The 18400-nt window shown below is 69.0% G+C and carries 17 protein-coding genes and 2 pseudogenes; 6 read left to right on the top strand and 13 right to left on the bottom strand.

Annotation, left to right across the window (positions count from 1 at the left end):
* Positions 1 to 11: 11 nt before the first annotated feature.
* Positions 12 to 407, top strand: coding sequence for a hypothetical protein (locus AX769_RS11175; protein ID WP_066279237.1), 396 nt, complete (start codon positions 12 to 14; stop codon positions 405 to 407).
* A gap of 129 nt (positions 408 to 536) precedes the next feature.
* On the opposite strand, the gene AX769_RS11170 is transcribed toward AX769_RS11175, so the two are convergent.
* Positions 537 to 2534, bottom strand: coding sequence for a primary-amine oxidase (locus AX769_RS11170; protein WP_066279235.1), 1998 nt, complete (start codon positions 2532 to 2534; stop codon positions 537 to 539).
* A gap of 87 nt (positions 2535 to 2621) precedes the next feature.
* On the opposite strand from AX769_RS11170, the gene AX769_RS11165 reads away from it, so the two are divergent.
* A complete protein-coding gene (locus AX769_RS11165) occupies positions 2622 to 3371 on the top strand; it encodes a dienelactone hydrolase family protein (protein ID WP_066279230.1) in 750 nt (249 codons plus the stop codon).
* 37 nt (positions 3372 to 3408) lie between these two features.
* Here the strand turns inward: AX769_RS11165 and AX769_RS11160 are convergent, their stop codons facing one another.
* Positions 3409 to 4620, bottom strand: a complete 1212-nt coding sequence (locus tag AX769_RS11160) for an MFS transporter (RefSeq protein WP_066279228.1) — start codon at positions 4618 to 4620, stop codon at positions 3409 to 3411.
* 68 nt (positions 4621 to 4688) lie between these two features.
* On the opposite strand from AX769_RS11160, the gene AX769_RS11155 reads away from it, so the two are divergent.
* Positions 4689 to 5123: a helix-turn-helix domain-containing protein gene (locus AX769_RS11155; RefSeq protein WP_239451763.1), complete on the top strand. Its 435-nt coding sequence runs from the start codon at positions 4689 to 4691 to the stop codon at positions 5121 to 5123.
* Here AX769_RS11155 and AX769_RS11150 read toward each other — a convergent pair.
* A complete protein-coding gene (locus AX769_RS11150) occupies positions 5120 to 5671 on the bottom strand; it encodes a hypothetical protein (protein ID WP_066279223.1) in 552 nt (183 codons plus the stop codon). The two genes, AX769_RS11155 and AX769_RS11150, sit on opposite strands and share 4 nt — an antisense overlap.
* A 239-nt stretch (positions 5672 to 5910) precedes the next feature.
* On the opposite strand from AX769_RS11150, the gene AX769_RS11145 reads away from it, so the two are divergent.
* Positions 5911 to 6171 carry a hypothetical protein gene (locus AX769_RS11145; protein WP_066279220.1) on the top strand — a complete coding sequence of 87 codons (261 nt, stop codon included), beginning with the start codon at positions 5911 to 5913 and terminating at the stop codon, positions 6169 to 6171.
* The gene (locus tag AX769_RS11140) at positions 6168 to 6656 is read left to right on the top strand and encodes a hypothetical protein (protein WP_066279218.1); all 489 of its coding nucleotides are present in this window, start codon (positions 6168 to 6170) and stop codon (positions 6654 to 6656) included. Before AX769_RS11145 ends, AX769_RS11140 begins: the two co-directional genes overlap by 4 nt.
* A 27-nt stretch (positions 6657 to 6683) precedes the next feature.
* On the opposite strand, the gene der is transcribed toward AX769_RS11140, so the two are convergent.
* From der to AX769_RS11090, 10 genes and pseudogenes are all read right to left on the bottom strand, one after another.
* The gene (gene der, locus AX769_RS11135) at positions 6684 to 8204 is read right to left on the bottom strand and encodes a ribosome biogenesis GTPase Der (protein WP_066279215.1); all 1521 of its coding nucleotides are present in this window, start codon (positions 8202 to 8204) and stop codon (positions 6684 to 6686) included.
* A gap of 39 nt (positions 8205 to 8243) precedes the next feature.
* Positions 8244 to 9035 carry a (d)CMP kinase gene (cmk, locus tag AX769_RS11130; protein ID WP_082763746.1) on the bottom strand — a complete coding sequence of 264 codons (792 nt, stop codon included), beginning with the start codon at positions 9033 to 9035 and terminating at the stop codon, positions 8244 to 8246.
* Between the two features lie 27 nt (positions 9036 to 9062).
* Complete coding sequence (locus AX769_RS11125; protein WP_066279212.1) at positions 9063 to 10151, bottom strand: prephenate dehydrogenase; 1089 nt, start codon at positions 10149 to 10151, stop codon at positions 9063 to 9065.
* 442 nt (positions 10152 to 10593) lie between these two features.
* Positions 10594 to 11355 (bottom strand): annotated as a pseudogene (locus tag AX769_RS25210) (pseudouridine synthase); the annotation flags it as partial.
* Positions 11345 to 11968, bottom strand: a complete 624-nt coding sequence (locus AX769_RS11115; protein WP_066279210.1) for an SMC-Scp complex subunit ScpB — start codon at positions 11966 to 11968, stop codon at positions 11345 to 11347. The gene AX769_RS11115 and the pseudogene AX769_RS25210, both read right to left, overlap by 11 nt.
* On the bottom strand, positions 11958 to 12815 hold the full coding sequence (locus tag AX769_RS11110; protein ID WP_082763744.1) for a ScpA family protein: 858 nt from the start codon (positions 12813 to 12815) through the stop codon (positions 11958 to 11960). The genes AX769_RS11115 and AX769_RS11110 overlap by 11 nt, the downstream gene beginning before the upstream one ends.
* A pseudogene (locus AX769_RS11105) lies at positions 12799 to 13631 on the bottom strand (ParA family protein). The gene AX769_RS11110 and the pseudogene AX769_RS11105 overlap by 17 nt, the downstream one beginning before the upstream one ends.
* Before the next feature lie 212 nt (positions 13632 to 13843).
* Positions 13844 to 14860, bottom strand: coding sequence for a site-specific tyrosine recombinase XerD (xerD, locus tag AX769_RS11100; protein ID WP_066279208.1), 1017 nt, complete (start codon positions 14858 to 14860; stop codon positions 13844 to 13846).
* Positions 14861 to 14906: 46 nt separating this feature from the next.
* Positions 14907 to 15509: an NUDIX hydrolase gene (locus AX769_RS11095; protein ID WP_239451762.1), complete on the bottom strand. Its 603-nt coding sequence runs from the start codon at positions 15507 to 15509 to the stop codon at positions 14907 to 14909.
* Complete coding sequence (locus AX769_RS11090) at positions 15499 to 17226, bottom strand: CTP synthase (protein WP_066279202.1); 1728 nt, start codon at positions 17224 to 17226, stop codon at positions 15499 to 15501. The genes AX769_RS11095 and AX769_RS11090 overlap by 11 nt, the downstream gene beginning before the upstream one ends.
* A gap of 105 nt (positions 17227 to 17331) precedes the next feature.
* Between AX769_RS11090 and AX769_RS23945 the strand changes: the two genes are divergently transcribed.
* Positions 17332 to 18369, top strand: coding sequence for a substrate-binding domain-containing protein (locus AX769_RS23945; RefSeq protein WP_066279201.1), 1038 nt, complete (start codon positions 17332 to 17334; stop codon positions 18367 to 18369).
* The last annotated feature ends 31 nt before the right edge of the window (positions 18370 to 18400 follow it).

Genomic DNA, 18400 nt, shown 5'->3' with positions numbered 1-18400 from the left:
AAAGCCGCCCTGTGACCACACGCCTCACCCTCGTCCGCTCTGCCGCCGCAGCCGGTGTCGCCCTCGCCGCGACCTTTGCGCTCAGTGGCTGCTCGGCGCAGTTCCCGAACATCGCCGGTGTCTGGAAAACCTCCGACGGCACCCCGACCAAGACGATCAGCGACGACGGCAACTGTACGAACCTGCTCTACTCGAAGGGCGCCGACGGCCAGATGTACGGTACCGACGACCCGGGGATGTGCCACATCATCCGCACCTCACCGGGTGGCAAGTACGTCTTCCAGGTGCATCAGGCGTCGTATTGGCGCAACTACGTCGCGTCGTTCTCGAAGAAGGACACCGTCATCTCGCTGAGCTACCACGGCAAGCACTTCACGACCCTGACGCGCGAGCCCGGCTCGCACTGAGCGCGCACTGAGCGCGCCTGGGGGCGCCCTGGAGGCGCGACGTCCGGCGTTGTCGTCGCCGGCCATAGTCCGCTAGAGGGCGGCTTCTCCGCCCTGCATCTCACGCCTCCAGGTCGAGCTCTCGAGCGGTCAGTGCGAATGTGCCTCGTGCGCGCCGGCTGCATCCTCCCCGTGGTGGGAACAGTGATCGCCCATCGGCTCGGGCGGCAGATCGAGCATGGGGTTGCCGTCGAAGAAGCCGACCGGCTTCAGGTGGAAGCCCGCCCGTGCGACCGGCATCACCGGCCAGTCTTCGGGCCGCACGATGTGGTGCACGCCGACGGTGTACCAGCAGACGACGTCTTCGTCGACGAGCGGCCGATCGGCCTTCACGTACTGCGAGAGCCCCTGGTCGACGGGCTGCTGGGCGATGTAGTCGCCGGCGGCGTAGCGCTCGCGCGGTGCGAACTTGGTCACCCAGAGCTGCTTCGTCGCGAAGGCCCCTCGCTCGCGCTGCTGCGACCCGGGCATGGCGAAGAACGGTGCCGCTGCCCCCGGGTCGATGAGATAGCCGGGGCGCCCGCCGACGCCGTTGACGGTGTCGCTCGAGGTGACGAGCCACGAGCGCGCGGTCTGCGGTGACGCCTCGCGGGCACCCTCGGCCTCCGAGGTCAGTCGCGTGCGCTGCACCTGCCACGCGCTCCCCCACGGGTTGTCGGGCCCCGCCGGCACCGCAGCCGAGTTGAGTTCGTCGACGTTGTTGCGCTGCCCGTCGACCTGCATGTCGAGTCGTACCGAGAAGAAGTGCTGGTGGTGCGGGCCGTAGAGCTGCGGCGCGACGAGCGTGCCGAAGCCGGGCTCGTCGCCGGGGGCGATCGCACCGGGCATCAGAGCGCCGGTCGAGATGATGCCTGTCAGCTTCACCTCGAGCTCGATCGAGCCGTCGAGGTGCAGGTGCCAGTAGAAGCCGTAGTCGTAGTTGCCGACGGTCACGAAGAACGAGATCACGAGGCGGCGGTTGCGCCGCACCTCGCCGCGGCCGTCGCGGTACTCGGTGTGCTTCCAACCGATGCCCGCGTCTTCTTCGTGGATGCAGATACCGTTCGGGATGGTGACCGCATGGCCGTCCTGGTCGTTGACGACCGCGTCGAGATACAGGATCTCACCCACGCAGTCGCACCCGAGCTCGAGCGAGTTGGCCAGCACGCCGAGGCCGTACTCGCCCTCGTCGAAGACGTTCTTGTTCCAGTGAGTTGCAGCCGGGTCGCCGTACGGCACGTACATCTCGGCGACGGAGCCGCGGTAGAGGATCGGGCGGAGCCGCCCGCGGTCGAGGTATCGGACATCCTGCAGCACCACGCCCTCACGCGGCGTATAGCCCACCTGGAGATGCCACGGACCCCAGGTGAGCGAGTGCCCGTCGAGCTCGACGCTGGAGCCCTTGGGCTGCGAGATCTCGATCGGCTTCATCGGCTCGCGCTGCTTCTCGACGAAGGGGTAGGCGTCGAGTGTGGAGTTGAGCGGGAACTCGTAGTTGCCGTTCGTCGGCGGCAGCGGGACGACCCCGTGGTCTGTGACCTCGAGCACCTCCCACGTGTCCATGTCGATCGTGACGATGAGGCCCTCGACCGGGTGCGCGTAGGCGTTGTCGTAGGCGGCCAACTCGCCCGAGCCGCGCTTCACGAACGTCAGCAGCCGCGCCAGTCGCCGCGTGGCGACGTCGCCGGGGCCGGTGTAGCCCGACGACCACTTGTCGACCATGGCGTCGTCGAAGTCCTCGACGCCGCGCTTCCGCATCGCCTCCTGCCAGCGAGGGTCGGCCCGCACGAGCTCCTCCGACTTGTCGAACTCCTCGACCGAGATCGGCGGTTGCACGTCGGGTACGACCTCGTACGACACGACGCGGTCGTCGGTCAACGACACGACGCCCTCGTAGGTCGCGTGCTCGGCGACCTCGCGGATCACGACAGAGCCGTGCCTCTCGAAGGGCTCGCCCGGCTGCCACGCTGTCACCACACTCTTCGGCGGCTCGAGCAGCTCGACGAACACGAAGCGCGCGGTGGGCGCGAGCGCCTTGTCGCGGGCCAGGATCGACGAGAACTGAGCGATCTCGGCGGCGGACAGGGGCTCGAGGGGGTGCGGTGACATGTGGCTCTCCTAGCGGGGCTGTCACCCGACCGTACCGACTGCCGCCGACATCCGCGTAGTGCCACAACGGCGTGCTTGACTGCCTTTATGTCACCTACGATCCAGCTCGAGAACGACGGCCCCTTCGACGTCTACACCGCGACCCCTCCCGACGGCACACCGATCAAGGGAGGCCTCATCGTGATCCACGAGATCTGGGGGCTCGTCGCACACATCCGCGACGTCGCCGACCGTTTCGCCGCCGAGGGCTGGGTCGTGGCCGCACCCGACATCCTGAGCCGCGGCGGAATCACGCCCGCGCTCGGCGAAGAGCTGCTGGCGATCCGTGCGGGCGACGACGAGGAGGCGAAGAACGCCGCGCAGACCCGCATGCGTGAGGCCTCCGCCCCGCGCAACTCTCCCGAGTACGCCGGCTGGGCCGTCGCCTCACTGACGAAGGTGCTCGACTGGCTGGACGAGCAGCCCGGATGCACGGGCCACCTCGCCGTCACCGGCTTCTGCTTCGGCGGCACGTACAGCTTCGCGCTGGCCGCTGCCGACTCGCGCGTCCGGGCCGCCGTACCCTTCTACGGCGCTCCGCCGGAGGCCACCCAGCTCGTCGCGATCGAGGCGCCCATCCTGGCCTTCTACGGCGATGAGGACGAGCGCCTCATCACCGGCCTGCCCGAGGTGACGAAGAACATGGCCGACGCGGGTGTCGACTTCTCGGCCACGGTCTTCCAGGGCACCGGCCACGCATTCTTCAACGACCGCAACCCGCACTCCTACAACGCCGCCTATGCCGCTCAGGCGTGGTCGTCGGCGTTGCGCTTCCTGGGCGAGCACGCCGCAGCCTGACGAAAGCGTCGGGCCGCCGGGTGCAACGCGACGGGCGTCAGGATCCGGCGCCCTCCGCCACGAGACTCGTCGCGGCCCGTCGCGGCCGAGCCAGCAGTACGACGAAGATCAGCGCCAGGAGGGCCAGCCCGACTATCACCGGCGCCCCCAGGTCGACCGCGTGCACGAGCCCGCCGGTCGTCGCCTCTTCGCCGAGCCACAGTGCGACCGAGCCCTGCACGAGATACGCGACCAGGTAGCCGGCCGACAGCGTGCCGGCCCGGTGGTGAGCCGGCGCGAACTTGCCGATGATCTGCAGCCCCGCGGCGAACAGCAGGCTGTAGCCGACGCCGCCGAGCACGCAGAACGCGAGGAAGAGCCCCAGCGACTGCGTGGCCGAGGCCGCTATGAGCGCGGCGAAGCCGAGGGCCGTCGCGACCAGGGCGATCGGCGTCGCGACGACGAGCGGAATGCGGCGAGACGCGAGGGCGACCGCCCCGATGACGACCATTGACACGGCGATGATGGCGCCGATCAGGAAGGCGTTGTCGGTGTGGACCAGTTGCTTGCCGATCGACGCGCCGAGCGAGAGGATGACCGCGCCCACGGCATACGACGCACTGAGGCACACGGCTGCCGCGGCCACCGCACCCCAGAGCGATCGGGGCACGTGGATGCCGCGCGGGCGCCACCGGCCGGAACTCGCATCACGGTCGCGGTCGAGCCGCCAGACCAGGCCGAACACGATGACCTCGACGGCGAGGAGCACCCAGTAGGTGAGATGCAGCGGGAACGGTGCGTACTGGACGAGCGCGCCGCCCAGCAGGCTCGCGAAGACCAGGCCGACGGCGGTGGATGCCGTGCTGATCGCTCCCGTCCGAGCCGAGTTCGCCGAGCCGGCGACGTCGATCATCTTCGCTGTCGCAGGGCTGAGCGAAAGGCCGACGCCGATGCCCATGAACACGCGGCCGACGAGCAGCCAGCCGACGTCGGGAGCCACGGCGAACAGCAGCACGCCGACCATCGACGACACGACACCGAGCAGGATGCTGGCGCGGCGCCCGATCGTGTCGCTCAGGTCACCGAAGACCAGCAGCACCACCACGAGGACTAGCGGGTAGATGGCGAAGATGCTCGTGGTGAGAATGGGCGTGAGGTGCCAGTCGGCTTCGTAGAGCGGGTAGATCGGCGTCGCCGCACCGCTTGTCCACAGCGCGAGGGCCAGGACGGCGGCACACGTCCAGAACGAGAGGCGGTTCGAGGAAGGCATGCGGCGACCATAGCAGGCTGGATACGAAAAGCCAATCGAGGTACACTGGAGGCATGCCACCTCGTACATTGCCCGACCCCACCTGCGGCATCGCCCGCAGTCTCGAGGTCCTCGGCGAGCGCTGGGCGCTGTTGATCGTGCGCGATGCGTTCTACGGCGTCACTCGCTTCTCCGAATTCCGCTCATCGCTCGGGGTCTCCCCCGACATCCTGACGGCGCGCCTGACCACGCTCGTCGAGGCAGGGGTGCTCGCGCGCCACACGTATCGCGAAGCCGGTTCGCGCGAGCGGGAAGAGTACCTCCTCACCGAAGCCGGCCGCGATCTGATGCCCGTGCTGGCGGCCCTCGGCCGCTGGGGTGCAGATCATCGGCCGGCCGCGCAGGTGCTCGGCGGGCGATACACCGAAGCCTCAAGTGGTGAGCGGCTGAGTATCGCCTTCGTCACCGGCGACGGGCGCGTCGTCGACACGCCAGACGTGTCGATGAGCCGCTCTCCCCGCTAAACCGAGCGACGTGGCGGCCGAGGGAAGACCGCGCGCAGGTGAGCGGTCGACAGCAGCACGGCGATCACGACCATGAGGCCGGAGAAGATCAGCTGCTCGACTACCATCCACTCGGGGTAGAGCCCCGGGATGAGCGCGATCACCACGGTCACGACCGGGAAGATGCGGCTGAACAGCTTCATCCGCGAATACGCCCAGTAGTAGCCGAGTTGGGCCCGCCACGCGAAGACGTAGATCGACAACGTGATCATCAGCACGACCGTCGCTCGAAACCAGACGGCCCAGCCGACGGTGACGCCGTGTGCGGTGAGGCTGACGGCGATGACGATCGCCGTGACGCCGACGAGCGTCTCGAGCAGCAGCAGCCAGCGGAGCGTCTTGAAGGCGCGAACCGTCATCGGGTGTCGACGCATGTCTTCTCTCACGATGTAGGCGCGCTGCCGACCACCAGCCAGGCGGTCGATCCGGAGGGTGCGCCACAGGCCGTCGGCGCGCGCCTCGATGCGGTGCGCCAGCGCAAAGCCGCCGGTCGGCGACGGGGTGGCCATGATCGGTCGTCCTCCATCAGAAAAGTGCTGACACCATCGTGCCTCATCGTGTCGGGAAAAAAGTTCTCCACAGCCTGGGAGATCGGGTTGTGTGACATTCCTCATGCCGATACGGTGGCCGCAGGATCCGCAGACGGGTTCGTTCATTGCACAGCAAGGGGTTTCCCATGGCACCGTTCCACCTCTCATCCGATGGTCAGCAGGCCACCATCCCCGGCGCCCTCCGCGCCTGACCCGACATGTCCGACTTTCGCGCGGCCGATACACGCGCGATCAACGACCGATTCGATTCGGAAGCCATTCTCGCTCTCGCTTTCGCTCTGGGCGGGCTCGCCCACTCGGGCCCGCCTGGCCGCCTCCGCCATGTCGACGGGTGCGGGCACCCCCGCGTGGCAGAGGCTCTCAGCGCCGACTCGACGGCCTTCTCCTCGCGGTGGGCGCACGCCGAGTTCGCTCTGGAAGCCCTCGGCGCAGCTGCCGCTCGGGCAGCCGACCGGTGACCGGCTGGACGCCTGCCGATCCGGGCGCGGGCGACCTCGACGGCCTGCTCGACCGCATGGCCACACTCGCCGGTGTGCGCGACCACGCAGAGGCCATTTATCTGACGGTCCGCCACACCACCATGCAGGTGCCAGACGTCTGGACGGGCGACGACGCTGACGCGTGGCGTGGCGACACCGACGCAGCGGCCGCTTCGTGGAGTTCGCTGCACACCTGGGCAGCCTGCGAGTTCCGGGCTCTCGGCGACTACGTCACAGCCGTCGAGAGCATTGCCGAACGAGCACGTCGGCCCCAGACGCTCTTCCTCGAGGCCACGGCACAGCTCTCCGGCCACGCAGAAGGCTCCGACGGTGCCCGGCCGTACCGTGAACTGCTCCGGGCGTCCGATGCGGCATCGAGGGATCTCGCGACCCTGGCTGCCGAGCGGCACGTCGCCGACGAACGCCTGATGGCGACGCTCCGGCGCTTCCACGACGAGGTGTAGAGGGTGCCGATCGAAACCGGAAGTGCGTTACGAGCGCTTGCGCTTCTCCCGCACTCGCATGTTGACATTGATCGGGGTGCCCTCGAAGCCGAAGATCTCGCGCAGACGCCGCGTGATGAATCGGCGGTACTGCGGGTCCAAAAAGCCTGTGGTGAAGAGCACGAACGTCGGCGGGCGGTTGGCCGCCTGGGTGCCGAAGAGGATGCGGGGCTGCTTGCCACCGCGCACCGGGTGCGGGTGCTCCTGCGTGAGCTCGGCAAGCAGCGCGTTGAACTTGCCCGTGGGGATGCGGGTGTCCCACGATTCGAGCGCGAGCTCGAGGGCCGGCACGAGGCGTTCGAGGTGCCGACCGGTCTTCGCCGAGATGTTGACGCGCGGGGCCCACGAGACGTGGTCGAGATCCTGCTCGATCTCGCGCTCGAGATAACGTCGACGGTCGTCGTCGAGGAGATCCCACTTGTTGAACGCGAGCACGAGCGCGCGGCCCGACTCGAGCACGAGGTCGATGATGCGCAGGTCCTGCGTCGAGATCGGCTCGGTGACGTCGAGCACGACGACCGCGACCTCGGCCTTCTCGAGCGCGGCCGAGGTGCGGAGAGACGCGTAGAAGTCGGCACCCTGCTGGAGGTGCACGCGCTTGCGGATCCCCGCGGTGTCGACGAACGTCCAGATGCGGCCGCCGATCTCGACCTGCTCGTCGACGGGGTCACGAGTCGTGCCGGCGAGCTCGTTGACGACGACACGCTCTTCGCCCGCTGCCCGGTTGAGCAGCGACGACTTGCCGACGTTCGGACGACCGAGAATGGCGACGCGGCGGGGCCCGCCGATCTCCTCCTTGGCCACGTTCGAGACAGCCGGCAGGGTGTTCATCGCCTTGTCGAGAAGGTCGGCGACGCCGCGGCCGTGCAGCGCCGAGACCGGGAAGGGCTCGCCGAGGCCGAGGCTCCACAGCTCCGAGGCCTCGATCGCCTTGCGGTCGTCGTCCGTCTTGTTCGCGACAAGAATGACCGGCTTGTGAGTCGCGCGAAGCATCTTCACCACGTGCTCGTCGGTCGAGGTCGCACCGACGTTGACGTCGACCACGAAGAGCACGGCGTCGGCGAGGTCGACGGCGACCTCGGCCTGCATGGCTACCGACGCGTCGATGCCGAGCGCGTCGGGCTCCCACCCGCCGGTGTCGACGAGGGTGAAGCGGCGGCCGGCCCATTCGGCCTTGTACGAGACGCGGTCGCGGGTCACGCCCGGCTTGTCTTCGACGACGGCCTCACGACGGCCGAGGATGCGGTTGACGAGTTGCGACTTGCCGACGTTCGGCCGGCCGACTATGGCCAGGACCGGCAGCGCCGGGGCGTAGGTGATCGCGTTCGGGTCCCAGTCGCCGGCCTCGAGCACATCGAGGTCTTCTTCGTCGAGCTCGTAGTCGGACAGCCCCTGTCGGAGAGCGGAGGCTCGTTGCTCGGCATCGGCCTCGTCGATGGTCTGCAGACGCTCGACCATCGAGTCGTCGAGCTCGGGCCCCTCGTCGGAGGTGAAATCAGTGTCTGCCATCGAGGGCTCCTTGAAGTATTGGTGCCGGACGGGCCCGGTTCAGCCCTGCTGGCTGGCCCCGGCCCGTACGAGCTCGACCACAGCCGAGACGGTCTGGTCGAAGTCGAGATCGGTGGAGTCGAGGGTCGTGACGCCGTCGGCGGCTGTCATGAAGTCGACTACCTTGCTGTCCTGCCGGTCGCGCGTGGCGAGCTGCCTGGCTGTCTCTTCGGCACTCTGCCCCGTGACCTCTGCGGAACGCCTCGCCATTCTAGCCTCTTCGCTGGCCGTCAGCAGGATCCGCACCGGCGCATCAGGCGCCACCACCGTCGTGATGTCCCTCCCCTCCGTGACGATGCCGGGCTTCGCGGTCGCCTGGATCACGCGACGGAACAGCTCGACCAAGAACGCCCGCACCTCGGGGATCTTCGAGACGTTCGCCACCGACGCGGTGACGCGGGGCGTCCGGATCGCGTCGGTCACGTCACGGTCACCGACTCTCACGAAGTAGTCGTCGGGGTCGGTACCGATCTCGTATTCGAACGAGTCGATCGACCCGATCACAGCGGTGGCGTCGGTCAGATCGACGCCCGACTCGACGGCGTGAAGTGCGAACGCCCGGTACGCGGCCCCGGTGTCCTGATAGTCGAAACCGAGCGCCCGCGCGGCGGCCCTGCTCACACTCGACTTCCCGCTGCCCGCCGGTCCGTCGACGGCGACGACGACGGGTCGAAATTCGGTCGAGCCGTAGAGCGACGACGACCGGAAGCGGTCGTACAGGTCGCCCTTCCACTCGCCGAGACCCTCCGAGGTGTTCGGGGCGTCGGGCAGGCTCGGGTCGGTGGGGCTCATGCGGTAAAGCTTTCTCTCGGTGGTGGTTCAGCGCCCGGCGACGGTCCAGCCACGCTTGGCCAAGTCGTCGATCAGGCGTTCTTCGTGCTCGGGCACCACGCTCACCTCGGCGAGGCCGAACTGAGCGCCGGGCGAGTGCTCGAGGCGCAGGTCTTCGAGGTTGACGTCGATCTCGCCCATCTCGGTGAAGAGTCGGCCGAGCTCGCCGGGCTTGTCGTCGACCATCACGACGACCTGGGTGAAGACGGTCGACTGCCCGTGCTTTCCCGGCAGACGGGCGACACCGGCGTTGCCAGAGCCGATGGTCTCGGCGATGGTCTTCAGCGCACCAGGATCCGACGGGGCCGCCAGCGCGTCGATCACGTCGTCGAGGTCGTCGCGCAGCTCGCGCAGCACCTCTTCGACTCGCTGCGAGTTCGCCCCCAGGATCTGCACCCACAGGGCGGGGTCGGAGGCGGCGATCCTGGTGACGTCGCGGACTCCCTGGCCCGCCAGGCCGAGCGACGCGTCCGACGCGTCGCGCAGACGCGCGGCCATCAGCGACGAGACCACCTGCGGGGCGTGCGAGACGACGGCGACCCCGGCGTCGTGCTCCTCCGGGGTCATCTCGATCGGAGTCGCACCAAGGTCGAGGATAAGGTCTTCGAGTGGCGCTGCCGCCCGATACGTGATGCCGTCGTGTCCGGCGACGACCCAGGGTCGCCCGACGAAGAGGTCGGCGCGAGCCGAGATCGGGCCGCCGCGCTCGCGGCCGGCCATCGGATGCGAACCGATGTACCTCGAGACGTCGGCGCCGCCCGCCACCAGGTCGCGCAGCGGGGCGACCTTCACGCTCGCGACGTCGGTGACAAGCGCCTCCGGGTACGCGACGAGTTCGCGAGCGACGATCTCGGCGGTGACGTCGGGCGGCACGCAGACGACGATCAGCACGGGTGCGTCACCGTCGCGAGCTGCACGCCCGGCGCCGTAGTCGATGGCGAGGTTGCGAGCGGCAGGCGACGCGTCATCGAGCACAACGTCGACGCCCTGCTGAGTCAGGCCGAGGCCGATGCTGGCGCCCAGCAGGCCGCTGCCGACGACGCGCACCGTGCCCTCGAGCCGGCGAGGCTCGGTCATCGCACGCTCCCGCCACCCCTGCGGCGGCGGTCCTGCTCGCGGCGGACTTCCGCGCGCCGGCTGGGCGCACCGCCGTGAGACGCACCGCCCCGGCGGGGGCACGACCACCGGTGACGTCACCGTTCACCGCTCGTCGGCGGTTGCCGTCGCTGTCGTACTGCTTCTTGGGCACTCTCCGCTCGGCGCCGGCACCTGCCGAGCCCGCAACCCCGACCCCGGCACCGGCACCGCGACGACGGCTCGCGTCGCGCGCATCCGTCTCGGGCTCGTACTCGTCGTCGTCTTCGTCGTAGTACTCCTTCTCCGACTCCGCGGCGTCGTCCTCGACGTCGGCGACGAGGTGCACCCCGGAGGCGTCGTCGGCCTCGGCCAGCGCCTCGGCCGCCACGGCGCTCGCAGATGAGACAGAGACAGAGTCAGAGGAGGCGGCATCGACCGACGCGGGAGCGACACCCGAGTCGCGCGCGATCGTCAAGATCTCGCCGAGCTCGTCGCGGGTGAGGTCGCGCACCTCGCCGACCCGCAGGCCACCGAGGTGCAACGGCCCGAATTGCCGTCGCACGAGGTCGACGACCGGATGGCCGACGGCGTCGAGCATCCGCCGCACGATGCGGTTGCGACCCGAGTGCAGCGTGATCTCGACGATGCTCGTGCCGCCCGCCTGGCCGGTGCCGCGATCGACGATTCGCGCCGAGTCGGCGGCGATCGGGCCGTCCTCCAGATCGATGCCGGCGATGAGCTTCTTCGCGGTCGCTGGGGTGATCGACCCCTGCACCTTCGCGATGTAGGTCTTCAGCACGCCGAACGACGGGTGCGCCAGGATGTGCGCGAGCTCGCCGTCGTTCGTCAGGATGAGGAGGCCGCTGGTCTCGGCGTCGAGCCGGCCGACGTTGAAGAGGCGCTCAGGGTAGTGCTTCGTGAAGTGTGTGAGGTCGGGGCGGCCCCGCTCGTCACGCAGCGACGACACGACTCCGACCGGCTTGTTCAGCATGAGATAGCGCCGCGAGGCGTCGAGCTGCACGGCCTGCCCGTCGACGACGACCTTGTCGACGGCGGCGTCGACTCGGCGCCCGGGCTCGGTGACGACCACTCCGTTGACGGTGACGCGCCCCGCGGCGATGAGGTCTTCGGAGACCCGACGGCTGGCGATGCCTGCGGCGGCCATGACCTTCTGCAGGCGCTCGCCCTGGCTGTCAGACGCCATCGTCGAACCCTCCCTGGCCGTCTGCGAGCAGAGGGGAGATGAGGGGCAGATCGTCGATCGAGTTGATGCCCAGGTGGGTCAACAGCAGCTCCGTCGTCTCGTAGTTGATCGCGCCGGTCTCGGCGTCGGTGAACGACTCGGTGATGAGCCCGCGGCCGAGCAGCGTGCGCACGACGGAGTCGACGTTGACGGCCCGGATCTGCGCGATCGCGCCGCGGGTGATCGGCTGCTTGTAGGCGATCACGGCGAGCGTCTCGAGAGCGGCCTGCGAGAGGCGGGTCGGGTTCTGGGTGAGCACGAAGTCGCGCACGATCGGGTCGAATTCTTCGCGCACGTAGAAGCGCCAGCCGCCACCCACCTCGCGCAGCTCGAAGCCGCGGCGCTGGGTCGGGGCACCGTCGGGGCCTGCGACCCCGTCGAAATCGGCGACGAGGGTCTCGATGGCCTGCCGCACAGCGGGGACCGGCGCACCAACAGCGGTGGCCAGCGCGACGAGGCTCTGCGGCTCGTCGGCCACCATCAGGATCGCTTCGAGCGTGCGCGCAATCGGGACACCGGGGGCTGGCATCGCGACGTCGGCGGCATCCGAAGAGGGGGTGGTCTCATCCGTCATAGTCGGCCCCCAGGTTGGCGAGGTTCTCTTCGGTCCAGTGCTCGGCCGTCCAGCGGATGGTGAGCTCACCCAGCGGTTCGACCTGCTCGAAGGTCAGCGACGCGTTGCGATACAGCTCGAGGATCGCGAGAAAACGGGCGATCACGACGCCCTTCACATCGATGCCGTCGATCAGTTCACGAAAGCTCATCACAGCACCGCGACGGAGCATCGACACGACGATCGCGGCCTGCTCGCGAATGCTCACGAGGGGCGCATGCAGGTGGTCGAGCCCCACGGTCGGGACCTCGCGAGGCATCAGCGCCATTGCGGCGAGCGCTGCGAAGTCGTCGGCCGAGAGCGTCCAGACGAGCTCGGGAGTCGAGACCCTGAACTTCTGCTCGAGTCGCACGCTGCGCGCGTGGCGCGACCCCTCGGTCTCGCCGCGGGTCGCGAACCACTCGGCGGCCTGCTTGAAGGCGCGGTATTGCAGCAGTCGCGCGAACAGCAGGTCGCGGGCTTCTAACAGGGCGACGTCTTCGGCATCGACGAGCTCGCCCTGCGGCAGCAGGCCGGCGACCTTGAGGTCGAGCAGAGTGGCGGCGACGACGAGGAACTCGCTCGCCTTGTCGAGCTCTTCATCGGAATCGAGCCCCTTGAGATACGACAGGAACTCGTCGGTGACGGCACTGAGAGCGATCTCGGTGATGTCCATCTCGCGCTTCGTGATCAGCGAGAGCAGCAGGTCGAAGGGGCCCGAGAAGTTGGACAGGCTGACCGCGAACGAGGTGTCCGTCGACGCCTCGACGTCGGCCGAGACGTCGCCCGAAAAATCGGTGGAGACGGCGATCTCAGGCGGCTGCGCCACGGGCGATCAACTCTCTCGCCAACTGGCGGTACGCCTCGGCGGCCGGGTGCGACGGCGCGAACTGGTTGATCGGCGAGGCCGCCACCGACGCGTCGGGGAACTTCACGGTGCGCGAGATGACGGTCTCGAGCACGCTGTCGCCGAAGGCGTCGACGACACGCTCGAGCACTTCGCGGCTGTGCAGGGTGCGGAGTCGTACATCGTGGCGAGGATGCCGTCGAGCTCGATGTCTTCGTTGAGGCGGTCGCGCACCTTGTCGATCGTCTCGACGAGCAGGGCGACGCCGCGCAGCGCGAAGAACTCGCATTCGAGCGGGATGAGCACCCCGTGCGCCGCGGTCAGCGCGTTGACGGTCAGGATGCCGAGCGACGGCTGGCAGTCGATCAGGATCACGTCGTAGTCGGCCTGCACCTTCCGCAACACTCGCGACAGGATCTGCTCGCGCGCCACCTCGTTGACCAGGTGCACTTCGGCAGCCGACAGGTCGATGTTCGCGGGGATCACGTCGAGGCCGGGCACGCCGGTCGACTGGATCACCTCGCGAGGGTCTTTGACGGTGCCGATCAGCAGGTCGTAGATGGTCGGCACGTCGTGGGTCTGCACCCCGAGACCGGCGCTCAAGGCGCCCTGCGGGTCGAAGTCGACGGCCAGCACGCGGCGACCGTATTCGGCGAGCGAGGCCCCCAGGTTGATGCTGGTCGTCGTCTTGCCGACCCCGCCCTTCTGGTTGCAGAGCGAGATGATGCGGGCCGGGCCGTGGCTCGACAACGGTGCGGGCACAGCGAACTCGGTGCGCGGGCGCCCGGTCGGGCCGATGCCCTCGCCGACTGCGGGGACGGCGCTTCCGCGCGGGGCACTCGCTGACGCCGCTGTGCCGGTCGACGCGGTCACGGCGGCGTCGATCACACCGGATCGGTCGTCAGAGCTCGGGTTCGGCGTCGTACTCACGCCCCCGATCTTACCGGCGTGCCGCCGCGGGCCCCGTCGCCGACACCGTGTTCGGCCGAAGGCACCGGGCAACCCCCGAGTCAGGCGCCGATACCGGTCTCGGCTTGCCTGGCATCCTGCTCGCGCGCCTCGCGCTCGCCCGGGCGCCAGCGCGCCCGCGGGTGCGCCTGCCCGTAGACGTCGCGCAGGGCGTCGGCCGTGACGAGCGTGTAGATCTGCGTGGTCGCGACCGAGGCGTGCCCCAGCAGCTCCTGCACGACTCGCACGTCCGCCCCGCCCTCGAGCAGATGCGTTGCGAACGAGTGCCGCAGCGTGTGCGGCGAGACCTCCACCCCGAGCTGCGCCCGCTCTGCCGCTGCCTTGATGATCAGCCAGGCGTTCTGCCGCGAGACCCGCGCGCCCCGCACGCCGAGGAAGAGTGCAGGCGTCGCGCTCCCCCGCACTGAGAACAACGGCCGCGCCCGCACGAGGTAGGCGTCGAGCGCCCGCCGCGCGTAGCTCCCGACCGGCACGATCCGCTGCTTGCCGCCCTTGCCGAAGAGGCGCACCACGTCGCCGTCAGCGACCTCGACGTCATCGGCGTCCACGCCCGAGCCCCCGAGCGAGATCACGTCGTCGACGTTGAGCGACACCGCCTCCGACACGCGCGCGCCGGTCGCGTACATCAGCTCGAGCAGCGCCTTGTCGCGCAACCGCGTCGGTTCGTCGCCGTCGGTCGCCGCGAGCAGCGCCTCCATCTGCGCCACCGTGATCGCCTTCGGCAGGCGGGCCGGCAGCTTGGGCGGCCGCGTCGTCGTGGTGACGTCGTCGGCGACGATGCCCTCGGCGGCGATGAACCGATGAAAGCCTTTCACCGACGACACCACGCGGGCGATGGACGACGCTCCGAGCGGCAGGGCGCGAGTGGCCAGGGCGGCAGGGAACTCGGCGACGTCCGTGCTCGACACGAGCGCAGGATCCTGCACCCCCCGTTCGTCGAGAAAAGTCTGGTAGAGCGCCAGGTCGCGCCGATACGCCGCCACCGTGTTCGGCGACAGGCCCCGCTCGACGGTCACGTGCCGCAGATAGCGGCTGCGGGCGTCGTCGAAGGGGCTCATGCCGAGAAGGATAAGCGTGCCCAGAGGGATGGGCGTACTCGTGCGGCTAGCGGCCCTGCTTCGCGTGGAGCGCGAGCGCCGCGATCGAGAGGATCGAGTTGTGCAGACGGCCCGCGAGCACACCGTCGACGATGTCGGAGAGCTCGACCCAGCGCTTCTCGATGTCGGCCTCTTCGGCCTCGCGATCGAACGCCGCGTCGGTCGCCGAGGCTCCGGTCGCGTGGAAGACGAACAGGCGCTCGTCGCTGCCGCCGGGTGTCGTGTTGAACGTCACGAGGGGCTGCCACGAGGATGCTTGGAGGTCGGCCTCCTCGGCCAGCTCGCGCTTCGCCGCCACCAGCGGCTCTTCGCCGGGGATGTCGAGGAGGCCGGCTGGCAGCTCCCAGTCGCGTGAGCGCACGGGGTGGCGGTACTGCTTGATGATCAGCACGCGCCCCTCGTCGTCCTGCACGAGGACGGCGACCGCGCCGGTGTGCTCGACGTACTCGCGCTTGATGGTGGCCCCGTTGTAGTCGAAGGCGTCGCGGCGGATGTTCCAGACCGCGCCGACGAACGGCGTCTCGGTGGCCGTGATCGTGACGTCGAAGTGGTCATCCTGCAAGAGGCCGTCGGCGGCACCGGTCGCAGCGGCCACGGCATCACTGGGCACTGTCGGCCACCTCGAACAGTCGCGACGAGTTCTGACGCTCGAGCGACGCCGCCACGAGCCCGGCGAACAGCGGGTGCGCGTGGTTCGGGCGCGACCGCAGCTCGGGGTGGGCCTGCGTGCCGATGTAGTACGGGTGCTCCGAGCGGTCGAGCTCGACGTATTCGACGAGGTGGCCGTCGGGCGAAGTGCCCGAGAAGACGAGACCGGCGTCGGCGATCTGCTCGCGGTAGTGGTTGTTGACCTCGTAACGGTGGCGGTGGCGTTCGGAGGCGGTGTCGGCGCCGTACAGGTCGGCCGCGAGCGAACCCGGCAGGAGGGCCGCGGGGTAGAGCCCCAGGCGCATGGTGCCGCCGAGGTCTCCGTCGGCGATGATGTCGACCTGCTCGGCCATTGTCGCGATGACGGGGTACTGGGTGTCGGGGTCGAACTCCGACGACGAGGCGTTCGCCAGGCCCGCCTTGTTGCGGGCGTACTCGATGACCATGCACTGGAGGCCGAGGCACAAGCCGAGGGCGGGGATCGCGTTCTCGCGGGCGAAGCGCAGAGCGCCGAGCTTGCCCTCGATGCCGCGGATTCCGAAGCCGCCCGGCACACAGATGCCGTCGACCTCGTTCAAGGCCTTCGCTGCGCCGTCGGGCGTCTCGCAGTCGTCGGAGGGTATCCAGCGCAGGTTGACCTTGGTCTGGTGCGCGAACCCGCCGGCCTTGAGAGCCTCGGTGACGCTGAGGTAGGCGTCGGGCAGGTCGATGTACTTGCCGACCAGGCCGATGGTGACCTCGTGCTTGGGGTCGTGGACACTGGTCAGGATCGACTGCCACCCGCTCCAGTCGACCTCGCCGGCCTTCGATCCGAGGCCGAGGTGTTCGATGATGTAGCCGTCGAGCCCCTGCTCGTTGAGCATCTCGGGGATCTCGTAGATGCTCGGCACGTCGCGGGCGTTGACGACGGCCTGCTCGTCGACATCGCACATCAGCGCGATCTTGCGGCGGTTCGACTCGGTCACGGGGCGGTCGCTCCGCAGCACGAGGGCGTCGGGCTGGATGCCGATGGCGCGGAGCGCTGCGACGGAGTGCTGGGTGGGCTTGGTCTTCTGTTCGCCGGAGGCGCCCATGAACGGCACCAGCGACACGTGCACGAAGAAGACGTTCTGGCGGCCGAGCTCGTGGCGCACCTGGCGGGCCGACTCGAGGAAGGGCTGGCTCTCGATGTCGCCGACGGTGCCACCGACCTCGGTGATGATGACGTCGGGCTGCGGTTCGTCGCTCGCCTGCAGGCGCATGCGGCGCTTGATCTCGTCGGTGATGTGCGGGATCACCTGGACGGTGTCGCCGAGGTATTCGCCGCGGCGCTCTTTTGCGATGACGGTGGAGTAGATCTGGCCCGTCGTGACGTTGGCGCCCTGGTTGAGGTTGATGTCGAGGAAGCGCTCGTAGTGGCCGATGTCGAGGTCGGTCTCGGCACCGTCGTCGGTGACGAACACCTCGCCGTGCTGGAACGGGTTCATCGTGCCGGGGTCGACGTTCAAGTAGGGGTCGAGCTTCTGCATGACGACGCGGAGGCCGCGAGACGTGAGCAGATTGCCGAGACTGGCAGCCGTCAGGCCCTTGCCCAGGGAGGAGACGACGCCCCCTGTGACGAAGATGTGCTTCGTCGTTTTCGTACCGACCGAGTCCGAGTTCTGATTGACCACCACGGGCTTCCATCCTACGTCACTCATCGTTCACCGCCGAGCGTGTCACGTTACAAGCGTGTATCGGCCGAGCGACCGCTACTCTCGGCTCAGGCCGTCGACGGCGGCCGGCATCCGTCGGATCGAGGGCCGGTGACAGAAACACATTCCGCCCGGAGCGGCGAGTCGGGCCGTGCCCCGACGATCTACGACGTCGCCCGCGTCGCGGGCGTGTCGCACCAGACGGTGTCGCGTCACATCAAGGGTCACCACATCTCCGATCGCAGTCGCGAACTCGTCGAGAAGGCCATCGTCGACCTCGACTACCAGCCGAACTCGGCGGCCCGCGAGCTCGCGACGCGGCGCAGCATGCGCATCGGCGCGCTCGCGTACGAAATGACCCAGTACGGCCCCGTGACCACCCTGAGCGCTGCTGCGGCCGCCGCCCGCGAGGCGGGTTTCGTGCTCGACATCGTGACGATGGACCCTCTCGATCCGCGGTCGGCACGAGCCGCGATCGACCTCGTGAACCAGCGCGATCTCGCCGGCGTCATCGCCTTCACCCCGAACGACGACCTCCGGCTCGCGCTCGACCGCACACGCTTCCGCGTACCGGTCTACATCGAGAACGAGGGCGCCGAGGCGGTCGGCCCGGGCAACGCCAACTTCGAGTCCGGGGCGCTCACCGCGAAGCACCTGATCGAACTCGGCCACCGGTCGTTCGCGCACATCTCGGGTCCGTCCGACTGGCCGGCAGCGCGACTGAGGGCGGCCGGGTTCATCCGCGCCGTCGAGGCCGCAGGCCTCGCGCAGCCGACGACGGTGGCGGGCGATTGGGGGCCCGCCAGCGGGTTCGAGGCGATGAATCGGATCCTGCGCACAACTCCCGGCGTCACCGGCGTGTTCGCCGCGAACGACCTGATGGCGATCGGGGCCCTGTCGGCTCTGCACGGCGCAGGTCTCCGGGTGCCCGACGACGTCAGTCTGGCGGGCGTCGACGACCAGGCCGAGGCGGCCTTCCAGCAGCCGCCGCTGACGACGGTTCCGATGCACTTCGCCGAGCAGGGGCGGCTCGTCTTCGCCGGTCTTCTCGCCCGGATCAACGGCGAGACCCCTCTCGGCAACGAGCACGCCGTGCCCACCGAGATCCTTGTGCGCTCGTCGACCGGCCCGGCGCCGATTTCCGAATAGCGCTTGCAACACCCCTCCGAGCCGTGTATCT

Source organism: Frondihabitans sp. PAMC 28766, from assembly GCF_001577365.1.
Lineage (GTDB): Bacteria > Actinomycetota > Actinomycetes > Actinomycetales > Microbacteriaceae > Frondihabitans.
Note: the sequence above shows the minus strand (reverse complement) of the source record. Positions and strands in the feature narration are given on the sequence as shown.